Source organism: Luteimonas sp. RIT-PG2_3, from assembly GCF_054902115.1.
The window spans coordinates 167120-185984 of the sequence record NZ_JBUBPF010000001.1; the positions used below are offsets into that span (position 1 = coordinate 167120).

General features: G+C 68.0%; 17 protein-coding genes. 6 read left to right on the forward strand and 11 right to left on the reverse strand.

Going from position 1 to position 18865, the window contains the following annotated elements; translation table 11 throughout:
* Positions 1–63 precede the first annotated feature (63 nt).
* A complete protein-coding gene (locus ACYX7E_RS00680) occupies positions 64–3252 on the forward strand; it encodes an efflux RND transporter permease subunit (protein WP_462078611.1) in 3189 nt (1062 codons plus the stop codon).
* Between the two features lie 175 nt (positions 3253–3427).
* Here the strand turns inward: ACYX7E_RS00680 and ACYX7E_RS00685 are convergent, their stop codons facing one another.
* The 9 genes from ACYX7E_RS00685 to ku all read right to left on the reverse strand — a co-directional run bounded on the left by ACYX7E_RS00685 (position 3428) and on the right by ku (position 11835).
* Positions 3428–3826 carry a hypothetical protein gene (locus ACYX7E_RS00685; protein ID WP_462078612.1) on the reverse strand — a complete coding sequence of 133 codons (399 nt, stop codon included), beginning with the start codon at positions 3824–3826 and terminating at the stop codon, positions 3428–3430.
* 158 nt (positions 3827–3984) lie between these two features.
* Positions 3985–4728: a LytR/AlgR family response regulator transcription factor gene (locus ACYX7E_RS00690; RefSeq protein ID WP_462078613.1), complete on the reverse strand. Its 744-nt coding sequence runs from the start codon at positions 4726–4728 to the stop codon at positions 3985–3987.
* Entirely contained in the window at positions 4725–5846 is a 1122-nt protein-coding gene (locus ACYX7E_RS00695) for a sensor histidine kinase (RefSeq protein ID WP_462078614.1), read from the reverse strand. The genes ACYX7E_RS00690 and ACYX7E_RS00695 overlap by 4 nt, the downstream gene beginning before the upstream one ends.
* A 43-nt stretch (positions 5847–5889) precedes the next feature.
* Positions 5890–6333 carry a DoxX family protein gene (locus tag ACYX7E_RS00700; protein ID WP_462078615.1) on the reverse strand — a complete coding sequence of 148 codons (444 nt, stop codon included), beginning with the start codon at positions 6331–6333 and terminating at the stop codon, positions 5890–5892.
* A gap of 180 nt (positions 6334–6513) precedes the next feature.
* On the reverse strand, positions 6514–7152 hold the full coding sequence (locus ACYX7E_RS00705; RefSeq protein WP_462078616.1) for a Pr6Pr family membrane protein: 639 nt from the start codon (positions 7150–7152) through the stop codon (positions 6514–6516).
* A gap of 79 nt (positions 7153–7231) precedes the next feature.
* Complete coding sequence (locus ACYX7E_RS00710; protein WP_462078617.1) at positions 7232–7444, reverse strand: DUF4287 domain-containing protein; 213 nt, start codon at positions 7442–7444, stop codon at positions 7232–7234.
* Between the two features lie 228 nt (positions 7445–7672).
* Positions 7673–8044 carry a VOC family protein gene (locus ACYX7E_RS00715; RefSeq protein ID WP_462078618.1) on the reverse strand — a complete coding sequence of 124 codons (372 nt, stop codon included), beginning with the start codon at positions 8042–8044 and terminating at the stop codon, positions 7673–7675.
* Between the two features lie 75 nt (positions 8045–8119).
* Complete coding sequence (ligD, locus tag ACYX7E_RS00720) at positions 8120–10762, reverse strand: DNA ligase D (protein WP_462078619.1); 2643 nt, start codon at positions 10760–10762, stop codon at positions 8120–8122.
* Positions 10763–10893: 131 nt separating this feature from the next.
* Positions 10894–11835: a non-homologous end joining protein Ku gene (ku, locus tag ACYX7E_RS00725; RefSeq protein ID WP_462078620.1), complete on the reverse strand. Its 942-nt coding sequence runs from the start codon at positions 11833–11835 to the stop codon at positions 10894–10896.
* A gap of 303 nt (positions 11836–12138) precedes the next feature.
* Between ku and ACYX7E_RS00730 the strand changes: the two genes are divergently transcribed.
* From ACYX7E_RS00730 to ACYX7E_RS00745, 4 genes are read left to right on the forward strand one after another with little or no spacing between them, the layout of a single operon-like run.
* Positions 12139–13017, forward strand: a complete 879-nt coding sequence (locus ACYX7E_RS00730; RefSeq protein WP_462079039.1) for a DUF3348 domain-containing protein — start codon at positions 12139–12141, stop codon at positions 13015–13017.
* Positions 12998–15094, forward strand: a complete 2097-nt coding sequence (locus tag ACYX7E_RS00735; protein WP_462078621.1) for a DUF802 domain-containing protein — start codon at positions 12998–13000, stop codon at positions 15092–15094. The genes ACYX7E_RS00730 and ACYX7E_RS00735 overlap by 20 nt, the downstream gene beginning before the upstream one ends.
* Complete coding sequence (locus ACYX7E_RS00740; protein ID WP_462078622.1) at positions 15091–15753, forward strand: OmpA family protein; 663 nt, start codon at positions 15091–15093, stop codon at positions 15751–15753. The genes ACYX7E_RS00735 and ACYX7E_RS00740 overlap by 4 nt, the downstream gene beginning before the upstream one ends.
* 31 nt (positions 15754–15784) lie before the next feature.
* Positions 15785–16474, forward strand: a complete 690-nt coding sequence (locus ACYX7E_RS00745) for a DUF2894 domain-containing protein (protein ID WP_462078623.1) — start codon at positions 15785–15787, stop codon at positions 16472–16474.
* A gap of 62 nt (positions 16475–16536) precedes the next feature.
* Here the strand turns inward: ACYX7E_RS00745 and ACYX7E_RS00750 are convergent, their stop codons facing one another.
* A complete protein-coding gene (locus tag ACYX7E_RS00750; protein ID WP_462078624.1) occupies positions 16537–17175 on the reverse strand; it encodes an FMN-binding negative transcriptional regulator in 639 nt (212 codons plus the stop codon).
* 42 nt (positions 17176–17217) lie between these two features.
* Entirely contained in the window at positions 17218–17835 is a 618-nt protein-coding gene (lysE, locus tag ACYX7E_RS00755) for an L-lysine exporter (protein WP_462078625.1), read from the reverse strand.
* 102 nt (positions 17836–17937) lie between these two features.
* Between lysE and ACYX7E_RS00760 the strand changes: the two genes are divergently transcribed.
* Complete coding sequence (locus ACYX7E_RS00760; RefSeq protein WP_462078626.1) at positions 17938–18849, forward strand: LysR family transcriptional regulator ArgP; 912 nt, start codon at positions 17938–17940, stop codon at positions 18847–18849.
* Positions 18850–18865 lie beyond the last annotated feature (16 nt).

An 18865-nucleotide genomic window follows, 5' to 3' on the forward strand; every position in this document is an offset into this window, starting at 1 on the left:
CAAGCACCAGCCCCACGCGCACCCGCACCGCGTGCGCCAGGCGACCATCCGGGAGGATGCGTCATGCTTGAATCCATTATCCGTTCCGCCATCCGCCATCGCTGGCTGATGATGATCCTGGCCGCGGCGCTGGTCGCCATCGGCGTCTGGAGTTTCCGCCAGCTGCCGATCGACGCCACGCCCGACATCACCAACGTGCAGGTGCAGATCAACACCGAATCGCCGGGCTTCTCGCCACTGGAAGCCGAGCAGCGCGTGACTTTCCCGATCGAAACTGCATTGGCCGGCCTGCCGCGCCTGGACTACACGCGCTCGATCTCGCGCTACGGATTGTCGCAGATCACCGTGGTGTTCCAGGACGGCACCGACCTGTACTTCGCGCGGCAACAGGTCGCAGAGCGCTTGCAGCAGGTGAAATCGCAACTGCCCGACGGACTGGAGCCGCAGCTGGGTCCGGTCTCGACCGGGCTCGGCGAGATCTTCATGTACACCGTCGAGGCCAAGCCGGACGCGCGCAAGCCCGATGGCAACCCCTACACCGCGACCGACCTGCGCACGCTGCAGGACTGGGTCGTGCGTCCGCAGCTGCGCAACGTGCCCGGCGTCACCGAGGTCAACACCATCGGCGGGTTCGCGCGCGAGTTGCACATCACGCCCGACCCCGCGTTGCTGGTCGCCCTGGACTTCACGTTCGAAGACGTGGTCACCGCGGTCGCGCGCAACAACCGCAACGTCGGTGCCGGCTACATCGAGCGCAACGGCCGCCAGCTGCTGGTGCGCGTGCCCGGGCAGATCGCCGATGCCGACCAGATCGGCAACATCGTGCTCGACCGCCGCGAAGGCGTGCCGATCCATGTCCACGATGTCGCCACCGTCGGCGAAGGCCGCGAGCTGCGCACCGGCGCGGCCACGCAGAACGGCGTCGAGGTCGTGCTCGGCACGGTGTTCATGCTGTTCGGCGAGAACAGCCGCGAGGTCTCGCAGGCCGCGGCGGCGCGACTGCAGACCGCCAATGCCAGCCTGCCCGCCGGCGTGCATGCGGTGCCGGTCTACGACCGAACCGCGCTGGTCGACCGCACGATCCGCACCGTCGCCAAGAACCTGATCGAAGGTGCGTTGCTGGTCATCGTCGTGCTGTTCCTGCTGCTGGGCAACCTGCGCGCGGCACTGCTGACCGCGCTGGTGATTCCGCTGGCCATGCTGTTCACCATCATCGGCATGGTCAAGGGCGGCGTGTCGGGCAACCTGATGAGCATGGGCGCGCTCGACTTCGGCCTGATCGTCGATGGCGCGGTGATCATCGTCGAGAATTGCCTGCGCCGCTTCGGCGAAGCCCAGCATCGCCTCGGCCGCCTGCTCGACCGCGAGGAGCACGACGACCTGGCCGCCTCGGCGACCGCCGAAGTGATCCGGCCCAGTCTGTTCGGCGTCGGCATCATCGCGGCGGTCTACCTGCCGATCTTCGCGCTGTCGGGCGTCGAGGGAAAGATGTTCCATCCGATGGCGATCACCGTGGTGCTGGCGCTGACCGGCGCGATGCTGCTGTCGCTGACCTTCGTGCCGGCGGCCATCGCCCTGCTGCTGCGCGGCCGCGTCGCCGAGCACGACAACCGCATCGTGCGGGCCGCGCGCAACCGTTACGCGCCGACGCTGCAATGGGCGCTCGCCCATGGCCGTTGGCTGGTCGGCGGCGCCGCCGTGCTGGTGCTGGCTTGCGGCTTCCTCGCCACGCGCATGGGCACCGAGTTCGTGCCCGGCCTCGATGAAGGCGATATCGCGATGCACGCGATGCGCATTCCCGGCACCGGGCTCGAACAGTCGGTGTCGATGCAGGTCACGCTGGAAAAGCGCGTCATGCAGTTCCCGGAAGTCGAGCGCGTATTCTCGAAGATCGGCACCGCCGAGATCGCCAGCGATCCGATGCCGCCGTCGGTCGCCGATACCTTCCTGATCCTGAAGCCACGCGCGCAGTGGCCCGACCCGCGCAAGCTCAAGGCCACGCTGGTGTCGGAGATCGAGGAGGCCGTGGAGCAGTTGCCCGGCAACAACTACGAGTTCACCCAGCCGATCCAGATGCGCTTCAACGAGCTGATCTCCGGCGTGCGCAGCGACGTCGCGGTGAAGATCTACGGCGACGACCTCGACCAGCTGGGCAAGGTGGCCGACCAGGTCGAAACCGTGCTGCAGTCGGTGGACGGCGCCGCCGATGTCCGCATCGAGGCGCTCGATGGCCTGCCGCTGCTGGAGATCAACCCGGACCGCAGCGCGCTGGCGCGTTACGGCCTCAATCCGGGCGACGTGCAGCAGGTGGTCGCCGCTGCGGTCGGTGGCGAGGTGGCGGGACAGTTGTTCGAAGGCGACCGCCGCTTCGACATCGTCGTGCGCCTGCCCGAAGCCCTGCGCACCGACACCGCCGCGCTGGCGGACCTGCCGGTGCCACTGCCGGCTGAGGCCAGCCTGAGCCCAGACGAGTCCAGCCACAGCCTGGCCTGGCGTGCCGGTGCCCCGCGTACCGTGCCATTGCGTGAGCTGGCCAGCATCGACACCCGCATGGCGCCCAACCAGGTCAACCGCGAGAACGGCAAGCGCCGCATCGTGGTCACCGCGAACGTCCGCGGCCGCGACCTCGGCGGCTTCATCGAGGACGTGCAGTCACGCATGGCCCGCGACGTCAAACTGCCGGCCGGTTACTGGATCGACTACGGCGGCACGTTCGAGCAGTTGATCTCTGCCAGCCAGCGGCTCGCGCTGGTGGTGCCGGTGACGCTGCTGATCATCTTCGCGCTGCTGTTCATGGCGTTCGGCTCGACGCGCGATGCGATCATCGTGTTCAGCGGCGTGCCGCTGGCACTGACCGGTGGCGTGCTGGCGCTGGCGCTGCGCGGGATCCCGTTGTCGATCTCGGCCGGCGTCGGCTTCATCGCCTTGTCCGGTGTCGCGGTCTTGAACGGACTGGTGATGATCGCCTTCATCCGCAAGCTGCGCGAGGACGGTCTGTCGCTGGACCGCGCCATCGTCGACGGCGCCCTTGGCCGCCTGCGCCCGGTGCTGATGACCGCGCTGGTCGCCTCGCTCGGCTTCGTGCCGATGGCGTTCAACGTCGGTGCCGGCTCGGAAGTGCAGCGCCCGCTCGCGACCGTGGTCATCGGCGGCATCCTCTCGTCGACCCTGCTGACCCTGCTGGTGCTGCCGGTGCTGTACCGCTGGATGCATCGTCGCGACGCGCAGGCGAAGGCGCTGCCTGTGGGCTGAGCCGGCGAGGCCGACCGCTTCGGCGGTCGGCCCTGCGGGCGACGCGCTTCGCATCGCGCGATCCCTCATCAGCCCTTCGGCATCGTGTTCAACGGCGTGCCGCTGGCCTTGAAGGCGGGGGCACTGCCAGGACAAGGCATGCCCGGCGCGAGCGCCTGGCAAGCTCACGACCCGCTCAGCACTTGTTGGCGGCCTTCAGCAGCGCATTGCAGTTGCCGCCGCCCTGGCTGCCCTGCAGCTGCGCGCCGTCCTTGCCGGTTTCCGTGCAAATCGCATCGGTGACGGTCTTGCCGAGGACCGACACCGATCCACCCAGCGAGCAGTTGTACTGGCGTCCCGCCGTGGTCTTGACCTGGTAGCGCGTGGTGGTGCCCTCGTCCATGCGGTTGGAGATCGTGTACTGGCCCGGCTCCAGGCCGAGCGCGAAGCCGGTGCGCTGGACCAGGGCGTCCTCGCTGACGGCGAACGATGCGCAGCCCGTCAGCAACGCGAACAGCGCGGCCGTCATCACGACAGTCTTGGCGGGCGTTGCGAAGTCAGCGGATGGGAGGAAGGCGGGCGAGTGAGCGGTCATGCGTGACTCCATGTGCGGGTGATGGGAGGCCATCACACCGCTCGCAGGGCCAGTCGACCGTGCAGCTGGGACCAACGCCACGACGCTGTCGTCGGACCGCACACGGTGCGCCCCGTCCAGGCGACTGGCTGCGCACCGACGCGACCGCAACGCATCCTTCAAACGTCGTCGTCGCCGGTGATCCCCAGCAGCGCATGGACCCGGTCGCGGAAATGCCGGCCGGAATGCAGCTGGCGGCCGTCGTGCAGGCTGATCCGGAAACGCCCCGAGCCCACCGGCTTGACCTGCTGGATCGCGGCGAGGCGCACGATCGCCGAACGATGTAACCGGGCGAACTGCGCGGGTTCGAGCCTGGATTCGAAATCGGCGAGCGTGCTGCGGATGGTGTACGTCGCACCTGCGGCATGCACCTCCAGGTAATTGCCCTGCGCCAGCACCAGGTCGATCTGTGCGGTCGGCACCAGGAACGTGCGCTGTCCGATCGCCAACGGCAGCCGCTGTCCCGTCGGCGACGCGACCACGGCAGCGGCCTGCGGTGCCGCACTGCGCAGTCGCTCGAGCGTATCGCGCAGCCGCTCCGCCGAGACCGGCTTCATCAGGTAGTCGGTGGCACGCGCGTCGAACGCACGTGCACCATGCTGCGCGTAGGCGGTGACGAACACCACCTGCGGTCGCGGCCCCTGCCAGCGCTCGAGCGCGGCGAAGCCGCTGCCGCCCGGCATCTCGATGTCCAGGAACAGCACGTCGATGGCGGTACCCGCCGCCGTCGCCAGCAGTTCGTCGGCGTCGACGCATTCGGCGACGATCCGGAGGCCGTGTCCGCCAACCTTCTCCAGCAGGCGGCGCAGGCGTGCGCGCGCCAGGGGTTCGTCGTCGACGATCGCGACGCGCAGTTCGTTCATCGCGACCGTCCCGACGGCGCGCGCGTGTCCGCAGCGGCAGACGGACGCAACGCCATGCCTTGCGGCACCACCAGCCGGACCCGATGATCGCCGTCGACCGTCCGCTCGCGCAGCAACCCGGCACGATCGCCGTACAGCAACTGCAGCCGGCTGCGCGTGCTCTGCAGCCCGATGCCGGTACCCGGCGACACGCTGTCGTCGGGTGCGGCGCTGTTGTGCACCTCCAGCCACAGCTGCCCCCCGTCCACGCCCGCGCGCACCTGCAACAGACCGGGCGCGCGGCGGCGCGCGATGCCATGCACGATCGCGTTCTCGACCAGCGGCTGCAGGATCAGCGCCGGCACCTGCGCGTCCAGGCTCCCGGGCGCGACATCCCAGCCCAGCTGCAGCCGATCGCCGAGGCGGATCTTCTCGATCATCAGGTAGTGCTCGACCAGCGCAAGCTCGTCGCGCAGCGGCCGCAGCTGGTCCTGTTCCGACGACAGGCTGTCGCGCAGCATCGCGGCCAGCGCCACCAGCATGCGGTCGGCCAGATCGGCATCGCGATGGACCATCTCGGCCACCGAATTCAGCGCATTGAACAGGAAATGCGGATTGAGCTGCGAGCGCAGCGCGTCGAGCCGCGTCCGGGTCAGGTTGGATTCCAGTTCCGCGACCTTCTGGCCGCGCTCATGGCTGCGCTGGTAGAAGACCATCGCATGCGCGATGCCGATGACCAGCCAGGCCAGCATGAAATTGTTGATGAAGGCCGTGGTCAGCACGCTGCCGAAGGACGGCAACGGATCGTCGCCATACCATGCGAACACCGGATTGCTGGCATAGACATAGACCGCGCGCAGCAGCACGACGGCCAGCGCCGCCAGGTTCAGCACGACCAGCGCACGCAACACGTGGCCGCGCTCGATGGCATGCCGTCTGACCAGCCAGTACAGCCCCAGGCTCAGCGGCACCCAGGTCATCCAGCCGCCGAAGCTGAACTTCAAGGCCTGCTGCCACGCGATCGGACGACCCTGCTGCTCTTCCATCAGCATCACCTGGGTGGCGAAGATCAGCGCATACGCCGTCCACCACAGCAGGACGATCCAGAACACCGACGGGATGCGTTTGAACAGGGTCATGGCAGGCGCTGGTCAGAGAAGGTCGTGCCACGTCGGCCTTGCGTCATCGCTGCGCCTGCCCCGTGTCCGGCCGTGCGCCGACGTTAGCACGGCCTCCGGTATCGCTGGCGATGACCAGCAGCGCCGCGCACAGCAGCACGCTGAACTCCATGCCGCCGGTGCCATGCTCGCCAACGAACCAGCCCAGGCGCGCATGGATCAGCACGATGCCGGTGACCACGATGCAGGCCAATGCAGCGCAGGCCCAGCGGATCGCCAGACCCAGCACCAGCAGTCCTCCACAGACGATCTCGCAGGCCGAGATCGACAGCACCCACGCCACGCCATGCACAAAGCCCTGCAGCTCGAGGAACGCCGCGAAACGCGGCACGCTGCCGTTGACCAGCCGGACCACCGCATGGGCCATGAAGATCAGCGCGACGCTGCCGCGCAGCAGCAGCAACGACGCGGGTATCCGCGGATCGCCTGCGTCCGGCGCGCGGATCACCGGGGCACGCCTGCAGGCAAAGACATCGGGCAGCCGTCAGGAAAGGCAGACATCGGGGCGGAGCCTCGCGGGCGCGGGCCAAAAGCGTCAACGTGGCCGCCCACTGCCTGCGACGACACCCTGCAGGGACGAACGGCACGATCGCGCGGTCGAACGTCCGGGACCGGCGGCGGCGCCGGCTCAGTCCGTGGCGGCGTGCAGCCGCGACGCCGAGCGCCGGTTGCCGATCGCGAGCAGCGCCCAGGCCGCCAGTACGAAGGCAACGGCAATCCCCACGGCATACAGGGCGACCGCCCCATACCCGCCGACCTTCGCGGGATCCAGGAAGGGATACGGATACCAGCCGGTGACGGCCCCCCGGACCAGGACGTAGACCAGGTACGCCGCCGGAAACAGCAGCGCGATCGCGACATGCCGCCCACCCAGCGTGGTCCGCGGCGGCACCCGCCACCAGTCCACGAGCATCGCCACCGGCATCACGTCGTGCAGCAGCGTATTGATCCAGGGGCGCAGCGCGCCGAGATCGACATTGCGCAGCAGCAACGCGAACACCACGCCGACGACCAGCATGTTGACGGTCGCGAGATAGCGCACCAGGTCATGCCGCGCCACCTCGCCCGTCCGGCTGCCGCGCGACCGCGCCGCGACCAGCAGCACGCCGGCCGCGAACAGGTTGGACAGATTGGTGAAATAGCTGAAGAAGTTCAGCGCGCTGTACGAGGCGGCCAGGTGCAGCCGCAACTGCCAGCCGATCGCCGCCAGCACCAGCAGCGCAAGGGCCACGCGTGCGAACGTCAGGAACGGCGCAGGCCCTGGCATGGGACACCTCGCGGGCATGGGTGGCACGCACGGCACGGATGACGTGGCAAACGACGTCGACCGGGGTCGACCATGACGATCAGCCGCCGTGCTGCGCGCGGTGATGGGCGACCAGCGCATTGGCATGGCCATGCCCGATCTTGTGCTCGGACTTCAGGAACGCGACCTGCTCCATGTGCTTGCGGTCCTTGACGGTATCGAGCAAGGACAACCAGTGCTGCACGGGCTGGCCGTAGGTCTTCTCGATCGACGGAAAATACGAGGCGGGTCCTTTGACGGGGGTGTCGGGCATGTCGGTGATCCGATGGTCCGGGGTGGGCGTGGTGTCGGTGATTCGCGAGCAGGGGCTCGCGATCATGCGCTCGCGAAGCAGGGGCTCACGAAGCGGCGGCTCGTGAAGCGCTGGACGCTCGCGCGTGCGGATACAAGATACCGCGCGCGGTGCGCACGAGCAGTCGCAAGTACCGCGAGTGGGCACGTCGCGGAGCACGGCAGGGATGGCAAACCCGCCGCCAGCACCTCAGACATGCTGATCCAGCAGGATCTGGTTGCCATCGGGGTCCTCGATGACCAGGCTCGCCGGGCCCGATCCGGATTCGTCGGCTTCGCTGAGCAGGACCACGCCGCGCGCCTTGAGTTCGCGCTGCAGCGCGCGGATGTCGGTGAATGACGGCAATGGCGTGGCATCGCCATCCCAACCGGGGTTGAAGGTCAGCAGGTTGCGCTCGAACATGCCCTGGAACAGGCCGATGACGGTGCTGCCGTTCTTCATGATCAGCCAGTGCTGCGCCTGGTCGCCACCCCAGCGAGTGAAGCCGAGCGTTTCGTAGAACGCGCGCGAACGTGCGATGTCCTTGACGGCGAGGCTGACGGAAAAATCTCCCAGTTGCATGCGCGTGTCCTCGATGCGGGATGGCGGCACTGCGGGCGCGCGGCGTCGGCGGTGGTGCCGGGCCGTCAGCGCAACTTACTCCTGCCGCGCCCAGCGTGCGAGGGTCTGCCTGACCTGGTCGATGCCGTCCCACGGATCCTTGCGACGACGGCGCAGCAGGCCGGGAACGTCCTGGATCGTGAACGCGTCGGCGCGGGCCAGTTTGGGCAGGTCGCGCCAGGCCAGCGGCATCGCCACCGGTGCACCGGGACGCGCACGCAGCGAGTAGCAGGCCACCGCCGTGGCACCGCGGCCGTTGCGCAGGTAGTCGACGAAGATGCGCCCGTGGCGCAGGCGCTTGCTTGCGCTGGCGACGAAGCGATCGGGTTCCGAGCGCGCCAGCGCATCGGCAAAACCGTGTGCGAAACGCCTGGTCAGCGACCAGTCGCAGCCCGGTTGCAAGGGCACGACCACGTGCAGGCCCTTGCCGCCGGAGACGCGCAGGAACGAGGTCAGCGCCAGGCGTTCCAGCAGTTTGCGGATGTCGACGGCCGCGCGCTTGACCTCAGCGAACGGTACGCCCGGGCCCGGATCCAGATCGAAGACCACGCGGTCGGCACGGTCGGGCTCGCGCGCATGCGCACCCCAGGGATGGAACTCCAGCGCGTTGGACTGCACCAGCGCCATCAGGCCGGCCAGATCCTCGACGACCAGATAGTCGCCGGACGCGCCCGAGTCTTCCTTCAGGCGCACCCTCGCGACGCGCTCCAGACCCGCCGTGTGGTGCTTCTGGAAGAAGCAGGGCCGCTCCGCACCGGCCGGGCAGCGGATGATCGACAGCGGCCGCCCGACGATCTCCGGCAACAGCTGCGGCGCCACGGCGCGATAGTAGTCCCAGACATCCTGCTTGCTGGCCCGGATGTCGGGGAAGACGATCCGGGTCGGGCTGGAGAGCGTGGGCAATGCCTCCTCGGTCGTTGCGCCAGAGCGCTTCGCGGTCTTCGCGGTCTTCGCGGATTTTATGGTCTTGGTGGTCTTGGTGGCCTTCGCGGTTTTTGCGGTCCTGGTGGTCCTGGCGACCCGCGTGGACGTCGAAGCTTTCATCGCGCTCCCCTTCGTCGGTGGTGCCACGGTGTCCGCATCCGCCAGCAGGTCGTCGACACGCTTGTCGCGACGCACCGCCTTCAGCGATGGCTGGCGCAGCAATCCCTGCCGGCCGATGCCGCGATAGAACGCCTCCACGACGATGCGCGGCGCGAACCAGGTCGCTCCGCGCAGATCGGTGTCGAGGGTGTCGACCTGCACGCTCGGCGTGCGGCTGCCGCGCTTGCCGGACGCGTCGCCCAGCATCTCGACCAGTTCGCGCATCAGCGCGGCGGAGAAGCCGCTGCCGACACGCCCGGCGTAACGCCAGCCACCCGCTCCGTCAGGCCGGGCGAGCAGCAGCGAACCGAAGCCGGTCCGGCTGCCCTTGGGCGCGGTATAGCCGACGACCGCGAATTCGTCGCTGGCCGCCTGCTTGGTCTTGCGCCAGTCGTCGCCGCGTCCGCCGTGGTACGCGCGGTCACCACGCTTGGACACGATGCCTTCAAAGCCGCGTTCGCCGGCCAGCCGGTACGCGGCCTCGCCATCGCCGTCGATATGCGAACTGAAGGCCAGGTGCCCGGGGGCGCCTTCCAGCAAGGCCTGCAGCAGCTGCTTGCGCGCCAGCAGCGGCGCGCAGCCAACATCGACGCCCTGCAGGTGCAGCACATCGAATAGCACGTAGGCCAGCGTGGCCTGTCGCTCGCCGGACAAGGTGGCCTGCAGCAGGTTGAAATCCTGGCGGCGGCCATCGCCTGCGATCAGCTCGCCGTCCAACGCCGCCGACACCAGGCCCAGCGCTTCGATCGATGCACGCACATCCGGCAAGCGATCGGTCCAGTCGATCGCATTGCGCGACCACAGCCGCACCTGGCCGTCGTTAACGAGGGCCAGGATGCGGTAGCCATCCCATTTGATCTCGTGGATCCACGGCGTGCCCTGCGGCGTGGTCTCGACCAGGGTCGCCAGCTGCGGCGCGAAGGGTCGCGTCGGCGCGACGGCGCGCTTCGCACCGGGCAGCGCCAGTGCCGCCCTGGTCCAATCCTTGCGACGCGCACGCTTGGCGACGACGGTCGCGCGACGCTTCTTCGCCGGCTTGCCCGCGCCTGCCCGCTGGATGTCCTCGGCCGGTGCTGCGGACACGTCGGCCAGCAGGTCGTCGGCTTCGAGATCGCCGGCATAGGCATCCTTGTCCTTGAACAGCAGCCATTGCGGCTGCCTGGCCGTCTTGGCCGAACGCACCAGATGCCAGCCGCCCTTGAGCTTGCGGCCGAACAGCTCGAAACGCAGGTGCCCCTTGGCCAGTTGCGCCTCGACGTCGCCATCGCTGGACCAGACCCCTTCATCGAAGCGCGCGACGTGGCCGCCGCCATACTCGCCCTTGGGGATCTCGCCTTCGAAACCGGCGTAGTCCAGCGGATGGTCTTCGACTTCGACCGCCATGCGCTTGACCGCCGGATCGTAACTGGGGCCTTTCGGCACGGCCCAGCTCTTGAGCGCGTCGCCGACCTGCAGGCGGAAGTCGTAATGCCTGCGGCTGGCGTGATGCAGCTGCACGACGAAAATCGCGCGCTTGCCGCGCGGCACGCGCTTGCCCGGCTCGGGCTCGCGCGTACGCGCGAAGCTGCGCTTGCGGCGGTAGTCGAGCAGGCTCATCGATGCGCTGTCGCGTCAGCTTGCTGCGCGCGGGTCTGTGGCCCTGCGCGTCATGCCCATGACCATCGGCAGCAGGCACGTCAAGAGCAGACATAGATGGAGCAGACACATCGAAGGCAGGCCCGTCAGCGTCACGACGCTTTCTTCCGCGCCGGTGCCTTCGTTGCCTTGGCGGCCTTCGTCGTCCTGGTCGTCTTGGCTGCTTTGCCGGTCTTCTTCGTGGCGACCTTGGTGGGCTTGGCCGTGGCCCTGGGTGCGCCGGACTTCGCCGGCGTGCGCTTGTTGGTCTTCAGGCTCTGCTCGAGCAGCGACATGAAGTCGACGACATTGGTCGCGGCCGACTCATGATGCTCGGGCTCTTCGAAACGCGTCGTCGCGCCCGCCGACTTGATGCGCTTCTTGATGATCGCCGACAGCCGCTCGCGGAACTCGTCGTGGTAGTCGACGGGCTTCCATTCCGACGTCATCGAATCGATCAGCTTCTCGGCCATCTCGAACTCCTTCGGCGCGATCCGGTAGTCGGTGGCCTTGCCCGAGGGCAGCTTGTATTCGTCCAGGTCGATGACCTCCTGCGGGTAGCGCAGCAGGATCAGCACCAGCGCATCGTCCTCGGGCATCACCACGCAGATGTACTCGCGGGTGCGGATGACCACGCGGGCGATGCCGACCTTGCCCTTCTTCTTCAGCGTATCGCGCAGCAGCACATAGCCCTTCTCGGCCTTCTTGCCGGGCAGCAGCACGTAGGGTTTCTCGAAGTAGCGCAGATTGATGCTGGACGCGTCGACGAAGGCCTCGACGTCGACCGACTCGTGCGTCTCCGGCGCCGCCGCGGCAATGTCTTCCTTCTCGATGACGACGTAGCTGCCCTTGTCGTATTCGAAGGCCTTGACGATGTCCTTCCACGGCACCTCCTCGCCGGTCTCGGCGTTGACGCGCTCGAAACGGATCGGCTTGCGGTCGCGCGAGTCCAGCATCCGGAAACTGATGTCGGTCCTGCGCTCGCCGGACATCAGCGAGACCGGGATGTTGAGCAGGCCGAACGACAGCGAGCCGCTCCAGATGGGTCGGGCCATGGCAGTTCTCCGGGACCGGCCGGTGCCGGCGTGCCCGTCATCTAAGGCCCAGCGGCGTGAACGCGATGTCCAGCGTCGGGAGGGGATGTCTCGGTCGGCGAGGTCCGCACCAGGCGGGCTCCTTGTCCCCTTTGCGGCCATGCCGGGTGCTGCGGCGGACCGCAAGCCCGGCGTCCCGACCGGCCGCCGGACGGCCTATGGCCGGCCCCGGCGCCGGCTGGCTGGGCCTGCCCGCGGCAAGCTGAACAGCGGGCCGCGGCGGATCCGGTTCCCCTGTAAAATGGTCGTTTTTGGGCCATTCGCATCTTGGAAGCTCCCCACCGGGCCCTTGTCCGTGGTCCGACGTTCATCCGCCTGCTCGCGCGACTGACGGAGGCCGACGTCCCGCCCTCCCATCCGTCGCTGGCGGACCGCCTGAGCCAATGGATCGACTGGACCCGTGCCGTCGCGCTGTCCCGGGTGCTCGACGACGCGCCTTCGGCGCCCGCCTTCGGTGGGCCGGGCTTCGATGACATCGAGGAACTGGCCTGCGTGCGCACGCGCCAGTCGCTAGCCGAGGCGATCGCCGCGGGGCCAACGGCCACGGGCAGCGTCGCGGCCGACGACATCGACTTCGCACCGTTCCGCCAGCATTACCTGGCGATGCAGCGCTCGATGCAGATCGCGACCGGGCAGTTGCGCGGACGCCTGCGCGACATGCTGCCGCCGCTGTCGGCGGACATGGCCCGGCTCGCCGATGTGGATGCGCTGATGGAGCTGGTGCTGAGCCCGCGCGAACACGCGCTGCTGGCGGCGGTGCCGACCCTGCTCGGCGAGCATTTCGAACGCCAGCGAGCGGCCGCGCAAGCGCGCGTACCTGAGGTCGCCGCGCAGGCACCGGACGGCGACAGCGCCGCAGATGGCGGGCCTGATCACGGCAAGCCCGATGACGGCAGCCCTGGCGACAGCAGGTCTGATGACGGCGCGTCCGAAGCCGCCCCCACCCACGACACACCCCCCCACGACCTGCCCTCCGAAGACGCTGCCGTGCCGGCAGTGTCCACGGCCTGGCTCGACAGCTTCCACCGCGACATGCAAGGCGTGCTGCACGCCGAGCTGGATGTCCGTTTTCTACCGATCGAAGCCCTGCTCGCAGCGCTTCGCACCCACTCCCAGGGACGTCATGTTCAGACATCTGCTTGATCTTGTTGTGTTCTTCCTCGGCCTGGTCGCCGTGTGCTGGATCGGTGCCGGCTACATCGGCACCCACACCCTGGCGCTGGCGGTCACGCTGCTGATCGCCGCCGGCTACATCGCAGGCGGACTCGAACTGCTGCGCTATCGCCAGGCTACCGCCACGCTGGCCGATGGCGTCGCCGGACTGACGACGGCGCCCGCCAGCCTCGAGGGCTGGCTGGCCCAGCTCGATCCCTCGCTGCGCAATGCCACGCGCCAGCGCATCGATGGCCAGCGCGTCGCCCTGCCCGGCCCCGCGCTGACGCCGTACCTGGTCGGCCTGCTGGTGCTGCTGGGCATGCTCGGCACCCTGCTGGGCATGATGGCGATGCTGCGCGGCACCGGCATGGCGCTGGAAACCGCGACCGACCTGCAGGCCATCCGCGATTCGCTGGCCGCGCCGGTCAAGGGCTTGGGTTTCGCGTTCGGCACGTCGATCGCCGGCGTCGCGACCTCGGCGATGCTGGGCCTGCTGTCGGCGCTGGCCAAGCGCGAGCGTCTGCGCGTCGTGCAGGCGCTCGATGCCAGCATCGCGACCACGCTGCGCGTGCATTCGCAGGCGCACCAGCGCGACGAGTCCTTCAAGCTGCTGCAGCGCCAGACCGAACTGATGCCGACGCTGATCGACCGCCTGCAGGCGATGATGGCCACGCTCGAACAGCAGCAGCTTGCGGCCAGCGAGCGCCAGGGCGCGCAACAGGACGCCTTCCATGCGCGTACTGAAGCGATCTACACGCAGTTGGCCACGTCGGTGGAGAAATCGCTGCAGGCCAGCGTGGTCGACAGCGCGCGCGCCGCCAGCCAGGCCCTGCAGCCGGTCATCGACGGCACCATGCACGCGATCGCCACGCAGACCACCGTGCTGCAGCAGACCGTCGCCGAGGCCGTGGACAAGCAGTTGCGGGAACTGTCGACCGGCTTCAGCGCGACGACCACGACGGTCTCCGATATCTGGCAGCAGGCCGTCAGCGGACAACAGCAGGCCAACCAGGCCCTCGCCGACGACCTGCGCGCATCGCTGCAGGCGTTCACCGGCACGTTCGAGCAGCGCGCGTCGAGCCTCATCGACGGCGTGTCGTCGCGCCTGGATGCCACCGCAGACCATGTCGCCACGGCGTGGAGCGACGCGCTGGCGCAGCAGCAGGACGCCAACACCGCCACTGCCGCGCGCCAACAGGAGGCACTCGCCGCCGCCGCCGGAACCTTCGCGCAGCACTCGGCCTCGCTGCTGCAGGGCGTCGAACAGTCGCAGGCGCAGTTGCAGGCCGCGCTCGCCGCGCAGGACCAGCAGCGATTGGCCGCCTGGACTGACAGCCTGGCCGCGATGGGCACCGCGCTGCGCGAGGAATGGACCGAGGCCGGCGCGCACAACACGCGCCAGCAGCAGGAAATCTGCGAGACGCTCGCACGCACCGCCGACGACATCGGCGCACGCACGCAGGCGCATGCCGGCCAGACCATCGCCGAGATCTCGCGGTTGGTCGACACTGCCTCGGAAGCGCCGAAGGCCGCTGCCGACGTCATCGCGGAACTGCGCCAGACCCTGTCCGACAGCATGGTCCGCGACACCGCGATGCTGCAGGAACGCACGCAGCTGATGGGCACGCTGGAGACGCTGCTGTCGGCGGTCAACCACGCCTCGACCGAACAGCGCGCCGCGATCGACGCCCTGGTCGCGACCTCGGCCGACCTGCTCGACCGCGTCGGCACCCGCTTCACCGACCATATCGAGGCCGAGACCGGCAAGCTCGGCACGGTCGCCGACCAGGTCAGCGTCGGCGCCGTCGAAGTCGCCAGCCTCGGCGAAGCCTTCGGCGCCGCCGTGCAGGTCTTCGGCGACGCCAACGACAAGCTCGCCGGCCGCCTGCAGGGCATCGAGGATGCCTTGCAGGCCTCGTTGACGCGCAGCGACGAGCAACTGGCGTACTACGTCGCCCAGGCGCGCGAGGTCATCGAACTCAGCATGCTGGCGCAGAAGCAGATCGTCGAAGACATGCAGCAGCTGTCCGGCACGCGCGCCGCCACGGCACCCGAAGCCGCATGAGCGCCGACCTGCAACTCGAGGTCGATGGCGACGGCGATGCCTCGGTCCCGGTCTGGGCCGCGTTCGGCGACCTGATGTCGGTGCTGCTGGGCGCGTTCGTGCTGATCCTGGTCGGCGTGATCGCCGTACAGCTGCAACTGGAGATCAAGCTGCAGGAAGAGATCGCGCAGCGTCGCATCGAGACCGAGCGCCGGCAGACGCTGGAGCAGGCGCTCGCCGGTCCGCTGGCCGCCGGTCGCATCACTCTCGTCGACGGCCGCATCGGCATCCGCGGCAGCGTGTTGTTTGCATTGAACTCCGACCAGTTGCAGCCCGAGGGCCGCGACGTGCTGAAGACCCTGGCCGGTCCCTTGAAGGAATACCTGCACGCCCGCGACGAAGCGCTGATGGTCAGCGGCTTCACCGACGACCGCCAGGTGCGCGACAGCAACCGCCAGTTCGCCGACAACTGGGAGCTGTCCGCGCAACGCGCCCTGACCGTCACCCGCGCACTGATCGCCGAAGGCGTGCCGTCGGCGTCGGTGTTCGCCGCCGCGTTCGGTGCCGAACAACCGGTCGGCTCGAACGCCGACGAGGCCGGCCGCGCCAGCAACCGTCGCGTCGAGATGGCGCCGGTGCCGCGCCTGCAACCTGCGCCCGCTGCTGCCGATGCACGCTGACGCGAAGATGGCCGTCGCGGACGTAGGAGACATGACGGACATGGCGGACGCGATGCTGGCACGCTGGCGCACGCAGGGTGCCGACCGCGTCGACCCGATCGCGTTCCAGCGCATCGCCGCCCTGCAGCGACGCGCGGCGGCCCATCACGGCGACATCCGGCGCACGCTGGACGCCCGCCTGGCGACGCTGGTGCAGGCCTATGCCGACCATGTCGAACAGGCGGCCAGCGCCGCATCGCCTGCGCGCGACCACGGCGCGGCAGGCGTGCGCACCGACGACACCCTGCGCGGCCTGCTCGATGGTTTCAACGCACGTGCCCAGGCCCGCAATGCCGGCCGCGCTGACAACACCATGGGCAATCTCGGCGCCCCCAACGCAACGCCCGTGGGCGGAGCATCGCCTGCGTATCCCGAGCTGCCCGCCCTCGAGGACTTCCGCAAGCTCTGGAGCCGCGTCCGCAGCGACAGCCAGGTCGAACGCTCGCTGGCGCGATCGCCCACCAATGCCGGCCCGCTGAACTCGAGCCGCCTCGTGCATCGCTCGCTGACCCTGATGCACGCACTCTCGCCCGACTACCTGCAGCAGTTCCTGTCCTACGTCGACGCCATGTCGTGGCTGGAGCAATTGAACGACAGCGGCGTGCTCACCGCCAAGGATGTACCGCAGACCGACAGCGGCCTGCCGCGCCCGCGCAGCAAGCCACGCAAGCGGCGCAAGTAGCAGGGAACCGCCTTTGCAGGCCGCTGGCGGCGGTCACTGCAACCAACGTCACCACACGCGTACTAGGCAGGCGGGCACTCCTCCCTGCCGGCCTTCATCGCAGATGCGAGCGTATGGCATCCCCGAGCCTCCAGGGCATCGACAACACCTGAAAAATCACGTGACGTCCGGTTCTGGCTGAGCTTGCGCTTGCCTTCCAGGCTCGTCAGCTCGATGTCGATGCCGACGATCTGCGCCAGTTCCTCCGCCAGATAGTCCGTCGGCGCATCACCCATTTTCCATGGCGTCGGCTCTTTCGCCTCATGCATGCGGGTCAGTCGTGCGACCACGCCACGGACAAAGGTCGCGTCGTCGCGCACGTGGATACGCCCGCGTGCGTGCACAGTTTCATAGTTCCAGGTCGGCACGTGGCGATGGGTTTCCATCTTGCTCGGATACCAGCCGGGCGAGATGTAGCCCTGCGCGCCATTGAAGACCACAAGAACGTCGTCGCCATCGCTGCACCGCTGCCAGACCGGGTTCGCGCGGGCAACATGGGCCAACAGACGAGCACCTGCATGCGTGTCATCCAGCAGGAACGGCAGATGATCAACGCCAAGGCCATCGGCTGTATGCGTGATCAACATCCCCAGTGAATGTTGCTGCACGAAGAGATGCAAGGCGTCGGGTCTTGATTCTTCGAACATCGCGGGTGTGTACATGGTTTTCCTTTTCGGTCATGAGGGCGGCAACGGCGACGCTGCTCAATGCAGGGGACGCAGCAGCAACATCAGGCACAGGACCAGCATGAAGATGGCGATCGCACCATCGAGGACACGCCAGGCCTTCGGCTTGCGAAACACGGGCTGCAACAGCCGGGCACCAAATCCGAGCGTGGAGAACCAGGTCACGCTGGCCAGGCAAGCACCAAAGGCGAACGCCCAGCGCTGTGCATCGGGATAGCGGGTGGATAGACTCCCGAGCAGAACCATCGTGTCGAGATAGACATGGGGATTGAGGAAGGTAAAGGCCAGACAGGTCAGTAACACCCGGCGCCAGTCCGCAGGCTCGCTTCCTTCCGGCGACAAGGCTGCGGACCCTCGCCATGCCCGTCGCGCGGCGAGCAGGCCATAACAGGCGAGGAACGCAGCGCCGCCGAAGCGCAGTATCTGCAGAAGCTCAGGCCACTGCTGGACCAGCACCCCGATGCCAGCGACGCCGAGCAGGATCAGGGCAATGTCCCCGAACGCGCAGATCGCGACGACGAGGGGAACATGCTGGCGCTTGAGCCCCTGCCGCAGAACGAAGGCATTCTGGGCGCCAATGGCAATGATGAGACCGGCGCCGGCGACGAAGCCAGCAGCTGAAGCAATGAAAAACATCGGGAACGTCCTGGCAGCGGGAGCGTCATCGTGCTGTCCATTGCATCCTTAGCCAATCTAATTATTCTGTTCATGAATTAGACAATCTAATGAGGCCCGTCCATGGACCTGCTGCATCCACAACTGTCGGCATTCTCGTCCGTCATCGAAGAAGGCAGCTTCGACGCTGCTGCGCGCAGGCTTTCGGTCACGCCTTCGGCGGTCTCGCAACGGATCAAGGCATTGGAAGATCGCCTGGGTCAGGTCCTGGTCGTCCGCGAGTCGCCCTGCCGACCGACGCCGGCAGGCCAACGTTTGCTGCGCCGCGTCCGCCCGATGCAGGCGCTGGAAGCCGAGGCCATCGCCGAGTTCCTGCCGGAAAAAGACGCGGCGAAGCAACCGCGAACGGTCGCCATTGCCGTCAACGACGACTCGCTGCAGACCTGGTTTCTGGAAGCGGCGGCGCTGCTGCACCAGCGCCACGGGTATCTGTTCGACGTTCGTGTCGACGATCAGGACCACACACTGGCACTACTGCGCGAGGGTATCGTGCTGGGCGCAATCACCTCCGACAGCAAGGCGCTGCAGGGCTGCAACGTCCATGCGCTGGGTGCGATGCGCTACTACCCGATCGCGTCGCACGACTTCGTGGCCCGCCACTTCGCCGATGGACTGACGGCAGCCACGCTGGCCAGGGCACCGATGATCGTCTTCAACCGGAAAGACGATCTTCAATGGCGATTCGTGCGGCGAATTACCCGCGCGAAGCTGATGCCGCCGATCCACTACCTGCCAACTTCGACGGGTTTCATCGAGGCGGCCGAGCGCGGCCTGGGCTGGTGCCTGGCACCGGAATCGCAGATCGCGCCTGCGCTGCAGTCCGGCAAAATCGTCATCGTCGGCCCCCAGCGCTCGCTGGACTTGCCATTGTTCTGGCAGCATGCGGCCGTGCGTTCCGCCACACTGCAGAACATCGGCAGCACCCTTCGGGAAGTTGCGGGAAAACACCTCTTCCGTGGTAGCACAAAGGCTTGACGACCAGACCGTCACC